At 57.6% G+C, this 12753-nt stretch carries 14 protein-coding genes; 7 read left to right on the forward strand and 7 right to left on the reverse strand.

Annotated elements, in window-relative coordinates:
* Positions 1-9 precede the first annotated feature (9 nt).
* Complete coding sequence (locus tag QQL78_RS13990) at positions 10-999, forward strand: adenosine kinase (protein ID WP_284374403.1); 990 nt, start codon at positions 10-12, stop codon at positions 997-999.
* 4 nt (positions 1000-1003) lie between these two features.
* Positions 1004-1594, forward strand: a complete 591-nt coding sequence (locus tag QQL78_RS13995; protein ID WP_284374404.1) for a GNAT family N-acetyltransferase — start codon at positions 1004-1006, stop codon at positions 1592-1594.
* Here the strand turns inward: QQL78_RS13995 and QQL78_RS14000 are convergent.
* Both QQL78_RS14000 and QQL78_RS14005 read right to left on the reverse strand, forming a co-directional pair.
* Positions 1591-2067, reverse strand: a complete 477-nt coding sequence (locus tag QQL78_RS14000; protein ID WP_284374405.1) for a hypothetical protein — start codon at positions 2065-2067, stop codon at positions 1591-1593. The genes QQL78_RS13995 and QQL78_RS14000 overlap by 4 nt on opposite strands.
* On the reverse strand, positions 2067-2549 hold the full coding sequence (locus QQL78_RS14005; protein ID WP_284374406.1) for an RNA pyrophosphohydrolase: 483 nt from the start codon (positions 2547-2549) through the stop codon (positions 2067-2069). The genes QQL78_RS14000 and QQL78_RS14005 overlap by 1 nt, the downstream gene beginning before the upstream one ends.
* 166 nt (positions 2550-2715) lie before the next feature.
* Here QQL78_RS14005 and QQL78_RS14010 point away from each other — a divergent pair, with 166 nt between their 5' ends.
* The gene (locus QQL78_RS14010; RefSeq protein WP_284374407.1) at positions 2716-4743 is read left to right on the forward strand and encodes an NADPH-dependent 2,4-dienoyl-CoA reductase; all 2028 of its coding nucleotides are present in this window, start codon (positions 2716-2718) and stop codon (positions 4741-4743) included.
* Here the strand turns inward: QQL78_RS14010 and QQL78_RS14015 are convergent.
* A complete protein-coding gene (locus tag QQL78_RS14015) occupies positions 4740-5714 on the reverse strand; it encodes a Hint domain-containing protein (protein ID WP_284374408.1) in 975 nt (324 codons plus the stop codon). The two genes, QQL78_RS14010 and QQL78_RS14015, sit on opposite strands and share 4 nt — an antisense overlap.
* 319 nt (positions 5715-6033) lie before the next feature.
* On the opposite strand from QQL78_RS14015, the gene QQL78_RS14020 reads away from it, so the two are divergent.
* Together QQL78_RS14020 and QQL78_RS14025 are read left to right on the forward strand one after the other, a co-directional pair.
* Positions 6034-6939, forward strand: coding sequence for a LysR family transcriptional regulator (locus tag QQL78_RS14020; protein WP_284374409.1), 906 nt, complete (start codon positions 6034-6036; stop codon positions 6937-6939).
* Positions 6940-7267: 328 nt separating this feature from the next.
* The gene (locus tag QQL78_RS14025) at positions 7268-7987 is read left to right on the forward strand and encodes a hypothetical protein (protein ID WP_284374410.1); all 720 of its coding nucleotides are present in this window, start codon (positions 7268-7270) and stop codon (positions 7985-7987) included.
* A 129-nt stretch (positions 7988-8116) separates the two neighbouring features.
* On the opposite strand, the gene QQL78_RS14030 is transcribed toward QQL78_RS14025, so the two are convergent.
* The 4 genes from QQL78_RS14030 to QQL78_RS14045 are packed head-to-tail and all read right to left on the reverse strand — an operon-like array spanning position 8117 to position 11065.
* The gene (locus tag QQL78_RS14030; protein ID WP_284374411.1) at positions 8117-9052 is read right to left on the reverse strand and encodes an OmpA family protein; all 936 of its coding nucleotides are present in this window, start codon (positions 9050-9052) and stop codon (positions 8117-8119) included.
* Positions 9049-9618 (reverse strand): peroxidase-related enzyme, encoded by a 570-nt coding sequence (locus tag QQL78_RS14035; protein ID WP_284374412.1) that lies wholly within the window; start codon positions 9616-9618, stop codon positions 9049-9051. Before QQL78_RS14035 ends, QQL78_RS14030 begins: the two co-directional genes overlap by 4 nt.
* A gap of 11 nt (positions 9619-9629) precedes the next feature.
* Positions 9630-10349 (reverse strand): GNAT family N-acetyltransferase, encoded by a 720-nt coding sequence (locus QQL78_RS14040; RefSeq protein ID WP_284374413.1) that lies wholly within the window; start codon positions 10347-10349, stop codon positions 9630-9632.
* The gene (locus QQL78_RS14045) at positions 10346-11065 is read right to left on the reverse strand and encodes a competence/damage-inducible protein A (RefSeq protein ID WP_284374415.1); all 720 of its coding nucleotides are present in this window, start codon (positions 11063-11065) and stop codon (positions 10346-10348) included. Before QQL78_RS14045 ends, QQL78_RS14040 begins: the two co-directional genes overlap by 4 nt.
* 47 nt (positions 11066-11112) lie before the next feature.
* Here QQL78_RS14045 and sfsA point away from each other — a divergent pair, with 47 nt between their 5' ends.
* Both sfsA and map read left to right on the forward strand, forming a co-directional pair.
* Positions 11113-11826: a DNA/RNA nuclease SfsA gene (gene sfsA, locus QQL78_RS14050; protein ID WP_284374416.1), complete on the forward strand. Its 714-nt coding sequence runs from the start codon at positions 11113-11115 to the stop codon at positions 11824-11826.
* Between the two features lie 32 nt (positions 11827-11858).
* On the forward strand, positions 11859-12671 hold the full coding sequence (map, locus tag QQL78_RS14055; RefSeq protein WP_284374417.1) for a type I methionyl aminopeptidase: 813 nt from the start codon (positions 11859-11861) through the stop codon (positions 12669-12671).
* Positions 12672-12753: the final 82 nt, after the last annotated feature.

The following is a 12753-nucleotide window of genomic DNA, read 5'->3' on the forward strand; positions in this document are numbered from 1 at the left end:
GAAGACGACATGAAAACCTATGACCTTGTTGGCATCGGCAACGCCGTTGTGGATGTGATCTCCCAGACGGATGACCAGTTTCTGGCGCATATGGGCATCGAAAAAGGCATCATGCAGTTGATCGAACAGGAACGCGCAGAGATGCTCTATGGGGCGATGACCGACCGGGTACAGACCCCAGGCGGGTCGGTTGCCAATACCATCGCCGGTGCCGGTGCATTGGGGCTGCAAACCGCCTTTATCGGACGTGTGCGTGACGATTCTCTCGGCCAGTTTTACGCAAGCGCGATGGCGGATCACGGCATTGATTTTGTGAATCCGCCGGTTGCCGATGCCAATCGCCCGACCTCGCGCAGCATGATCTTTGTCACGCCGGATGGTGAACGCTCTATGAACACCTATCTGGGGGTTTCGACCGGCCTTTCCTCTCAGGATGTTTCGAGTGATGTCGCAGGCAACGCCAAGATGATGTTCCTTGAGGGCTATCTGTTTGACGAGGACGCGGGCAAGACCGCCTTTCGCGAAGCGGCCCGCGCCACCAATGCGGGCGGCGGCATCGCAGGCATCGCGATCTCTGATCCCTTCTGCGTTGAACGACATCGCGCTGATTTCCTGTCATTGATCAAGAATGATTTAGGTTATGTCATCGGCAATGAAGCCGAGCTGAAATCCCTGTTCGAAACGGACGACATCGAGGTCGCCCTGTCCAAAACTGCTGAAATCTGTGCCAATGTGGTCTGCACCCGCTCTGCGGATGGGGTGACCCTGATCAAGGACGGCACCCGTGTCGATGTTGGTGTCACCGCAGTCACCCCTGTTGATGCCACTGGTGCAGGAGATCAGTTTGCGGCCGGTTTCCTTTATGGGCTGGCCAAGGGGCAGGATCTGGAAACCTGTGGTCGCATGGGCAACCTGTGTGCCGGTGAAGTCATCAGCCACATCGGCCCGCGTCCGCAAAAGGACATGCTGGCCACCTTCAATGCAGAAGGTTTGATCTGAGCCCATGTTGAGCAGCGGTTTACATGATGTGCCAAACGGCATGGTTGCCATGGTGGTCACTCGTCTTCAGATGACAGCGCAGCCGCCCCTGCGTGATCTTGCCGTGCCAGAAGGGATCACCTTTCGGCAGGTCACGCCCGATCTGGCATGGTATCGCGACCTGTTTAACCGCGTTGGTGCCCCGTGGATGTGGTACGGTCGCCGGGCGCTGAATGACGACGCGTTGATGGTGATATTGAACGATCCGAAGGTCGCGCTTTATACCCTGTCGCGTGATGGAGAGGACGAAGCCCTGCTTGAGCTGGATTTCCGCAAGGAAGGTGCCTGTGAACTGGGGTATTTCGGGCTAACGCCTAAATTAATTGGCAGCGGTGCCGGTCGTTTCCTGATGAACGAGGCAATCCGTCTGGCTTGGGCCGAACCGATTACGCGGTTTCATCTGCAAACCTGCACGCTCGACAGCCCACAGGCGTTGAATTTCTATATCCGTAGCGGGTTCACCCCCTATCGCCGTCAGATCGAGCTGGACGATGATCCGCGCCTGACCGGCCTGCTGCCCGAAGATGCCGCACCGCATGTGCCGCTGATCCGCTAGTCGCTGGTGCAGGTCTGGCTGGTCATGCACTGGGTGACCTGTGCCAGCATCTCTGGTGTTGGCGCACCAAAGGCCGACCCGCCGCAGGGCGTGATGCGCAGGGCATAGCCCTCCACATCTTTGCGCACAAAGGCAATCACATCCTCATCTGCCTGGACATGGCCGCACCATTGGCTGAGGCAGGTCACTTCCAGTGTCACCTCCCGCTCGAACGGCACGACAAATCCTGATTTGTTCAGGGATTTGCCCCGCAATGAGGCGGGAACGCGGGTCATTCGGGGCGGGCGTGTTTCACCTGTCATCCCCTTGGGCAGTTCCGACATATCCAGCTTTAGCCGACCATGGATGACAACATAGTTCTCCTCTGCAGCGGCGAATTGGGCATAGCTGCGCTCGACCGATGGGGCGAGGCAGGACAGGGCCAGCGCCGGCATGGGGGCGCAAAGAGCAAGGAAAAAGGCCAGAACACGCATCACAAATGCTCCTTGAATTCGTTCAGAACCACCTCGTACACTCCCCGTTTGAAGGGTACGATACTGTCCAGCAACTCGGCCACAGGCAGCCATTTCCACGCGGAAAACTCCTGATGTTCGGTCACGATATTGACCTGTGAATCGCTCCCGTGAAACCGCATCAAAAACCATTTCTGTTCCTGCCCGCGATATTTGCCCTTCCACAATTTGGGCACCAGATCATGCGGCAGATCATAAGGCACCCAACCCGCCGTCTCGGCCAGCACGGTGACCAGATCCCCTGAAACGCCGGTTTCCTCTTCCAATTCGCGCAGCGCTGCCTCCCCCGCAGCTTCGCCTTTCTCCACCCCGCCTTGTGGCATTTGCCAGGCATCGGTGTGCCGGTCCATGCGCTGGCCGACAAACACCAATCCCTCGGCGTTCATCAACATCACACCGGCACAGGGGCGATAGGGCAGCTTGGCGATTTCTTCGGGTGTCATGGGTCTGTGTCCTTGGGTCGGTAGGATGGAATTCAATTGCCCCCCTTGTCTCAGGTTCGTGCCTGTTATCCAATAGCAGGCGTATGACGCCGCGTTGTGCGTGACTTGGCCGCGCGATTGCGATGTTGTCACCGCCAAACTGATACAGCCAGAAAGGCCCGGCCTCATGTCCAGCTATCCACATATGCTTGCCCCTCTCGACCTTGGATTCACCACGCTGAAAAACCGTGTTCTGATGGGGTCGATGCACACGGGGCTGGAGGAAACCAAAGACTGGAACCGGGTTGCAGAATTCTACGCCACCCGCGCACGGGGCGACGTGGGGTTGATGGTCACCGGCGGCATCGGGCCAAACCCCGAAGGATCAGTTGCCCATGGTGCCGCGATGATGGTGTCGGACGAGGATGTCAAAAACCACAGCGTCATCACCAAACGCGTGCATGAGGCAGGCGGCAAGATCGCAATGCAGATCCTGCATGCGGGGCGCTATGCCTTTACCCCTGACTGCGTGGCCCCATCTGCCGTGAAATCCCCCATTTCCATGTTCGCACCCAAAGAACTGGACGAGGCCGGCATCGAAAAACAGATCGCCGATATCGCCGCCTGCGCGGGTCGCGCCAAAGAGGCCGGGTATGACGGGGTCGAGGTGATGGGGTCCGAAGGGTATTTCCTGAACCAGTTCCTTGTGACCCATACCAATAAACGTACCGACCAATGGGGCGGCTCTTACGAAAACCGGATGCGCCTGCCGATTGAGGTGGTGAAACGCGTGCGTGAAACCGTGGGGAAGGATTTCATCATCATCTACCGCCTGTCGATGATTGATCTGGTGCCGAACGGGTCAACCTATGATGAGGTGGCGCAGCTGGCAATCGAGATTGAAAAGGCCGGTGCAACGATCATCAACACCGGCATCGGCTGGCACGAGGCACGCATTCCCACCATCGCCACATCAGTGCCGCGCGCGGCCTTTGCTTGGGTCACAAAGAAACTGATGGGCAAAATCGGCATCCCGCTGATCGCGTCAAACCGGATCAACACCCCCGAAGTTGCCGAGGAGGTTTTGGCCGACGGTTGTGCCGATATGGTATCCATGGCGCGGCCCATGTTGGCCGACCCTGATTTTGTACGCAAAGCCATGGATGGCAAAGCCAAGCAAATCGCCCCCTGCATCGCCTGTAACCAGGCCTGTCTGGATCACACTTTCGGCGGCAAGATCTCAAGCTGCCTTGTCAATCCACGCGCCTGTTATGAAACCGAACTGCTGGTCGAACCTGCTGCGACGCCCAAGAATATCGCGGTTGTTGGTGCAGGGCCTGCGGGGCTTTCCTCGGCACTGACGGCGGTGGAACGCGGGCATAAGGTAACCGTCTTTGACCGCGCATCAGAGATCGGTGGACAGCTCAATCTGGCCAAACAGGTTGCCGGCAAGGAAGAGTTCTGGGGCTTTGTCGACTGGTATCGCGCCATGGTGGACGAACTGGGCGTGAGCGTAAAACTGAACACCGAAGTCAGCGCAAATGATCTGGACGGCTTTGACGAGGTGATTATCGCCACCGGTGTCATCCCGCGTGACCCGCAAATTCCGGGTCAGAACAACGGCAATGTCGTTAGCTATATCGACGTGCTGAACGGGACGGCAAAGGTCGGCCAGAAGGTTGCCGTGATCGGCGCTGGTGGCATCGGGTTCGATGTCTCGGAACATCTGGTGCATGACGGCGAAAGCACCACATTGAACCTGCCCGAATGGATGCGCGAATGGGGCGTTACCGACCCTGCCGAACACCGCGCAGGTCTGGCACCGGAAGGACCGCAACCCGATAAGGCCGCACGTGACGTGACCATGTTGCAGCGAAAAACCACCAAGGTCGGCAAGGGGCTGGGCAAGACAACCGGCTGGATTCACCGCGCATCGCTGACCATGAAAGAGGTCCAGATGGTAGCCGGTGTGAACTATGAAAAGATTGATGCGGAGGGGCTGCATATCTCATTTGGTGAGGCCCGCGAAAACCCGACATTGATTGAGGCTGATACAATCGTGTTATGCGCCGGTCAGTTGTCAGAGCGCTCGCTTGCAGATGCACTGGAGGCCAAGGGCAAGACCTGTCACGTGATCGGTGGCGCGGATGTCGCAGCAGAGCTGGACGCAAAACGCGCGATTGATCAGGGCACCCGACTGGCAGCCACCCTTTAAGCCAACATCGCCTGCGCCTCAAAACGGCGCAGGCAAAGCCGGGCCGCCTGGGCTGCGGGGGTTACGTTCGGCATGTCTTCGAAAAGTGCCGCATGCTCCTGACGCACGGCATCTGGCAAATGCAAGCTGTCGCCACTCAGAAAGCTCTCGCTTGGGCAGCCGTTGGAAAAGACGATTTCATGTTGTTCCATCACCAGATGGCAATAGCGGATCGTCCCGCCGGTCTGTCGATATCCGATGCCCATTTCAGCCAGATAGGTCGCCGGCACCAACACCTCGGCCTCTCCAAACAACATTTCCGCACGAAAATCTTGCAACAGCATGCGGTGCTGTGGCGAAACAATGATCTTTTCTGAATTTCCCAAAACACCCTGCGGAAACACAATGGGTGCCATTGAACCTAATGCCGCAACCCGCTGGGTCAGCACGCCCAACAGGGGCTGAAAACCGTGATCAAGGGTTTGTACAAGATCGCCTGCCATCAGCTGGCCCGCTGGCGTGGAACCATCCGGCGTATCAATAGGCGTGCTGTCGGCAAAACAGGCATAGTAGTCCGTATACTGGTTGTTCTGCTGGTGTGACGTGCGTTCAACATCAAAGGTATAGGTTTGCCCTTCGACAAACGGAACGGTCGAGGCAATCCCGTCTACCGCCCCCTGCTGATACCCATCGCCCCCAAAATGATAGGAACTCACTTTGTGGCCCGTTGACGAGTTGATCAGGTCGTAGGCGGTGTTGATTGTTGTGCCAGCAGCATAGGACGTACCATCAATCGTGACGTTGTTGGCCAGAGATTGCGTGGCGTCCACTTCGTCAAACACCGCATCATCGTCATTGATCTCGACCAGCGTCGGTGTGGCACCCGGTGCCAGTTGCAAGGTGAACGTGGGTGTGCCAGCGGCTTGCGCACCGCTTTCATCCGGCGGCGCGGTGATAAAGTCACTCGGACTATATATATACAGAAACGCCATAAACACTCACTCGAACTAATTCACTACCAAGCGGAAACTAGTCACGGGTCGTGCAATCAATCGGGCCGCATTAAGGCTTTGTTAAGGTAAATGGCGCGAATGGGGCGGCGCATGAAGGCATCTGAAAGTGCTCCAGACACAAGCACACATATATAAGGTCGGTCATTTCCGGGCCGCGGGTTTGGAAACACAGCGTTCTCCTGTTTCCATGCCTGAAACGATCCCTGCAAATACCTTGCTACTGTCCCATCCCTGCCCCCTTCCTGCCTGAATTGCCCGCCATACCATTCCTTGAAACAAGTGATGTGAAGGAGCGGGTATGGACCGCCTGACAGAAATGGAAGCTTTCGCCACCGTCGTGGATCAAGGCGGCTTTACCGATGCAGCTAAGAAGATGGGGATTTCAAAATCCGCCGTTTCAAAACATGTCTCCTCGCTGGAGGCGCGATTGGGTGCGCGACTGCTTAACCGCACGACCCGCCGTGTATCGCCAACCGAAATTGGTCTGGCCTATTACGACCGCGCCCGCCGCGTGTTGAATGATGCAGGTGAAGCAGACGCATTGGTCACCTCGATGCAATCGGCACCTTCGGGGTTGCTGCGGATCTCCGTTGCGACGGACTTTGGCGTGAACCACCTTTCACCTGCCCTCTCGGAATTCCTCAGCGATTTCCCGGACATCACTGTGAACATGGTTCTCAACAACCGTTACGTTGAACTGATCAGCGAAGGTTTTGACATGGCCGTGCGCATTGGTGAGCTGGAAGACAGCACATTGCGGGCCCGCAAGCTGACCGAGACCACCAAACGCATGATTGCCTCGCCAAAGTATTTCGAACAATACGGCCGCCCTGAAAAGATAGACGATCTGAATGATCACAAGCTTTTGCATTATTCCAATCAGTCCAGCGGCAATGTCTGGAAACTGACTGCGCCCTCTGGCGAGAAACGTCAGGTCCGCACCGCCGGCTGGCTGTCGGTGAACGATGGCCAATCCCTGCTGAACGCCGCGATTTCCGGTCTTGGCATCGCTTATTTGCCCAGCTTCCTTTATGCGGACGCCATGGAAAAAGGTCTGGTCGAGGACGCCATTCCAGACCTGCCGATGGAAACCCAAGGCATCTATGCTGTTTATCCTCCGGGCCGTTTCACACAGCCCAAGGTGCGCGCCTTTATCGACTTTCTGGTTCACGAGTTCGCTGAAAAAGGCCCCAGCGACTGGTAAACCGTTCCCGAACACGACACCGCCTCCCTCGGTGAAACTCCCCTCCGGTGCCAGTTCGCGCATCGGGGGGTTTTTTCGTTCGTAGTGTGTAGCCACGCGCGGGGGCCATGCGGAAAACTACTTCGCCATGAGCCCTGAAAATGAACGTGCCGGAAAGCCGATTCTTGCATGCGACCCAACAGGTTACTGCACCCCATCATGTACCAACCCGCCACAAAGTTTCACGGACAAAATTCTCCGCGATTCCAAATGCGGCCAAACGCTTGCCATATTTCGGACAGAAACTCTGTGTATCTCTTTACGAAACAATAAAGCAGGACAGAGATTCATGATCATACAACGCGCCCTATTGCTAAGCATCGCGGCTCTCACTCTGACGGCCTGTTCCCAGAACACCCCGCATGCGCCGACACGTCTGGAAACCAATCCGCTGGGCTTTCATGGTAGTGTGCTGGCCTCTGACGGTATGACAGAACAGGCACGAGAGCTGAACGCCCATGCCAATGCCATTGTGCGAGCCTCTACGCTAAAAGGCGCGATGGTCGGTGCAGCGGTTGGATGTGGCCTGAGTGTTCTTACAGCCAGCAATGCGGGCAAGTGCGTCACCTCTGCCGCTGTCGGAGCCGCAGGTGGTGCGGTCATCGGCAATATTGCGGGCAAGCGGGACGTGAAGCGACGGGTCACGCTGGCCTCGCCCAATGCCTTGGTGCGTAACCTGCGCAAGGCCAATGACAATCTGGCAGCTATCCAGACCTCCCTGCCCGACCTTTTGGCCGCACAGGATGCAGAGCTGAATCGCCTGTCCCTCTCTGTTGCTGCCGGGCAGATCAGCAAGGCGGAGCATGACAAACGCGTCAATGCCATCCGCGAAGATCGGGCCAAACTGGCCGAAGCGTTGTTGACGACCTCGCAAAACTCCAAGAAAGCGGCGCGCAATCTGCGTGCGGCGGCCCAAGCCGGGCATCACGGGTTGGACTGGCACATCGGGGCCACTGATCAGCTTGCACGCGACGCCCTGTCCTCCCGATCAAGCATTACCTTGCTTTAGAACCACCAAGGTCAGGGCCGGCTGGTCCTGAACCCTAACCGGAATTTTTGTTATCGTCGGCGGCGCGGGTGCACGGTCATTGGTGTACCCCTGCCTGAAACTGCCGCAAAAGACAGATGGCTCTGCCCTTTAGGGCAGCCCCAGCAACACCACCTCGACGCGGCGATTCTGCTCTCGCCCGGCCTCGTCAATATTGCTGGCCACCGGTGCAAGATACCCCATGCCTTCGGCGTCCAGACGCGCGGCGCTCACCCCATACCCATCAATCAAACGCTGCCGGACAGAACGTGCACGTGCCCGTGACACGGTAATATTTGCATCCAGCCCCCCAACCGTATCGGTATGCCCGACCAAGGCCACCCGCAGTTCAGGCTGGTTGCGTAGAAACGCAGCGAGGGCAGCCAGGCTTTCAAACGGCCCCTTGCCAAGCTCACTGCTGCCGCTTTCAAAATCCAGATCACTTAGCACCTTGTGACCGCGCGCCAGCAAGGCCGTGGCCATATCATCCGTCCCGGTTTCACCCGTACCGACGGGCAATGCGGCCTCTGTCGTCACCGACAAGGGTTCTTTTGCTGCGGTGCCGGCGCGGATGATCTGCACATAAGCAGAAGTGGCGGAGGTGCTGGCCAAAATCGTTACCGCCTCGCGCAGATCCCCCTCCACAAGACGCAGGCCAGTCACAAACTGAAAGGCGCGGATGTTAACATACATGTTCGGCCCCGGCAGGGTCTCCGTGGCGAAACGGAAGTCGAAACCACCACAGGTCGCAGCATGGCAATCAAGCGCGATTTCAAAATCTGCTGCAATCAATTGCTCGCGCAGCGGGCGCATCACCTGAAACGGCGTCAGACCCGGCGCATCAAGCCGCCATGCTGCCCGCTGAACATCACCCTCCAAGGTAACCGTCGCCACCTTGCCCGCTGTGAACACGCCAACGGGCGCATCGTAAATGTCCGGCCCGGTGTTACGCTCTACCGTTTGCCGCGCCGTGGCGGGCAAGTTGATTTCTACGGCCCCCAAAGGCCCCGCGATCAGCAACAGGAAGGCAAGGCCAGCGCGGATCATCGCGCCTGTGCGTGGTATTCAGGGTTGGGCCGCATGTCTGTGCCACTGGCCACGCGGTTGGTCATATTGAAAAACGCCGCGACATTGGTGATGTCCCAGATATCACGATCTGAAAACCCTGCATCACGCAGCGCTTGGCGGTCTTTTTCCTCAACGCTGGCACTGTGCTGGGTCAATTGCACCGCAAAATCCAACATCGCCCGTTGTTTGGCCGAAATTTTCGCCACACGGTAGTTCATCACCAATGCTTCACCCAATGCCGGGTCACCGGACAAATCGCGCACCGCCGCCCCATGGGCAACAAGGCAGTAGAAACACTTGTTTACCGATGAAACCGCAACCGCGATCATCTCACGCTCAAGTTTGCTAAGCGTACTATCGGCCAGCATCAGATCGTTATACAGCGCTGTAAAGGCGTTCAGCTTGTTCACGTCAAAGGCATGGGCCCGCAGCACATTGGGCACCATGCCCAGTTTTTCCTGACAGATGTCAAAGTATTTCTGTGTAGCTTCCGGCAGTGGATCCATCATTGGCAGGTCAAGGGCGGTAGGCATGTCGTCTTGCATCATCTGATCCTTTAATCGTGCGTTACCCGGTAATGGTATCCGCCCACAGCTTCAAAGCCCAGAGCGCGGTAAAGCGCATTGGCCCCCGCGTTGGCATCCACACAAAGCACAGAGATATGCGTGGCTCCCTGCGCCTGCCCCCAAAAGGCCGCGCGCCGCATCATCCATTCGGCCACCCCCTGCCGGCGCTGATGGGGCAAGACAACCAGTCCATGCACCATGCAAATCCTGTCATGCGCTCCGACAAAAGCCGCGCCTGCCGGTTTTTCGTTCCACCGTGCCAAAATACCCGTCTTGCAGGCCGCCCTTGCCATAACATCACGGCGCGCCTGACCTATGCCATCGGTCGCCCAGATCTCGTTCATGATGGCAAGTGGTTCCCAGATGCTAAAGGCGGTTACCCGTGGGATTTCAACATCGGTCAGTTTTTCAATGGGCAGGACATAACAGGTTGTTGGGTCTTTGATTTTATACCCGCGTGCTGCAAGTGCTGCATCAAGTTGTGCCGTTTCACCACGTTCACAGAATATCGGGCGCTGGCCGATGGCCTGCATTGCATTCTCTGCCGCCGTGATCTGATCCTCACTCACCGCCCCCGCGGCCGTCGCTGCCGACACCCGTTGCCCGCCGCCTTGCCCGTCGCGCAGGGTGAATCCATCCTGTTCCCAAATGCGGGCAGCGGGCCATGTGGCCTCGGAGGCGGCAAAAACCTCTGACAGGGGCGGGGTCACGAAAACGCCGCCTCAAGTTGAGACAATGCGCGGTCTATCTGATCCGTGTCATTACCACGGATCACAATATGTGCGCCGTATTTGCCGTCTTTCTGAAACGGATAAGATCCCATCGACAGCAGCGGGAAAGCCTCCGCCAGTTCCCCCAAGGGGCCAGCAATATCCCCCTCGCCCCGTTCGATCCGCAGGGTTTTACTGATCAGTGGTGCCCCTCCGGTCAGCGTCGGCAGCACAGAGGCAACCATGGCCGTGAACACCGATGGCACCCCAGCCATCACATGCACGTTTTTCAGCTTGAAACCCGGGGCGGCGGAGACTGGATTGTCAATCAGCTCAGCCCCGTCAGGGATACGCGCCATGCGCAGCCGCGCCGCGTTCAATTCAGTGCCCGACTTGGCATAGTGCTCTGCCAGCACCGCCCGCGCATCATCACGCACATCAATCGGCACGCCAAAAGCCGCCGCGATGCAATCCGCGGTGATGTCATCATGGGTTGGGCCGATACCACCACTGGTGAACACATAGTCATAGGCCGCCGACATCGCCTGCACTGCTGCAATGATTGTGCCCCGTTTGTCACCGATCATCCGCACTTCTTCCAGATCGATACCGGCCTCGGTCAATTGCCCTGCAAGATGGTGCATATTGCTGTCCCGGGTACGGCCCGACAGAATTTCATCCCCGATCACGATCATGGCAGCAGTAGGGTTGGACATGGCGCTTCTCCTTGAGCGTGTTTTATTTAGGGTATAGGCCGCACCCCATGCGCTTTCAAACCCAACTTGTCCCCGCCCGCCTGATCCGCCGCTATAAACGGTTTCTGGCCGATTGCAGGCTGGAGGACGGGAGTGAAGTGGTGGCCCATTGCGCCAACCCCGGTTCGATGATGGGGTTAGCCGAAGAAGGCATGAAAATCTGGCTGGAGCCGAACGACGATCCCAAGAAGAAACTAAACTACGGCTGGCGGTTGGTTGATCACGAGGATGGCAATTTCACCGGCGTCGATACCTCCCTGCCCAATAAAGCGGTGCGGGCAGCACTGGAGGCGCGCGAAATTGTCGGGCTTGAAAGCTACACCACCGTGCGGCCCGAAGTGAAATACGGCACCAATTCACGCATTGATTTTCTGCTGAGCGAACCCGACCTGCCCGACGCCTATGTCGAAGTGAAATCCATCACCCTTTCGCGCGAAAAGGGGCTGGCCGAGTTTCCCGACAGCGTCACCGCACGGGGGGCCAAACATCTGGGTGAACTGGCAGAGGTTGCACGCGCAGGCCACCGCGCTGTGCTGCTCTATCTGGTACAGCGCACCGATTGCACCCATGTGACCATGGCCGCCGACATTGACCCGATCTATGCCGCCGCCCATGCTGCGGCGACAGAGGCAGGGGTGGAAACCCTCTGCATCGCCACCCATATCACACCGCAGGCGGTAACACTTGCCGGGCCTCTGGCCCTTGGCCGCCCGACACGCTAGGAAGTCCCTGCAATAACCGATTGGAGAAACCGGTGACTGAACAACACCGTGGCCGCCAGACAAAAGACGGCATTCGCATTTACGACCCATCCGATTCTGCCGGCATGTATGCGGCGGGTGCACTTGCCGCGACCATTCTGGACGAGATCGCGGAGCATGTTTTTGTCGGTCAGACCACCGCCGAGATTGACCGCATCATCGAGGAAAAGGTCAATGCCGCCGGCGCGAAATCCGCCACCATCGGCTATAAGGGCTATCAACACGCTAGTTGTATCTCGGTGAACCATGTGGTCTGTCACGGCATCCCGGGCGAGAAAAAGCTGAAAGACGGCGACATCCTGAACATTGATGTCACGGTGATCGTGGATGGCTGGTTCGGCGACACAAGCCGCATGTATGTGGCCGGTAAATTGTCGCGCAAGGCCGAGCGGCTGATTGATATCACACATAAATCCCTGATGCGCGGGATCGAGGCGGTGAAACCCGGCAACACCTTTGGCGACATCGGCCATGCCATTCAGAGTTTTGTCGAGGCGCAGCGCATGTCTGTTGTCACCGACTTTTGCGGTCACGGGCTGGGGCGTGTGTTTCATTCCCCGCCCAACGTCCTGCATTATGGCAAACCCGGAACGGGTGCGGTGCTGGAGCCGGGGATGTTTTTCACCATCGAACCCATGGTGAACCTTGGCCGCGCCGAGACCAAGACTCTCTCCGATGACTGGACCGCAGTAACACGCGACAAATCCCTGTCGGCACAGTTTGAACATTCTGTTGGTGTCACAGAGGACGGTGTTGAAATCTTTACCCTTTCACCAGCAGGTAAATTCCACCCAACCTACGGCTAAGCTTTCCGACGGCGTAATTTTCTTGCGCCTTTAGGTAATAACTATTGCCATAATTTCTAAGCTGTGATGTCTTGCCTTAAAT

It is taken from the genome of Sulfitobacter pacificus (genome assembly GCF_030159975.1).
Classification (GTDB): Bacteria; Pseudomonadota; Alphaproteobacteria; order Rhodobacterales; family Rhodobacteraceae; genus Sulfitobacter; species Sulfitobacter pacificus.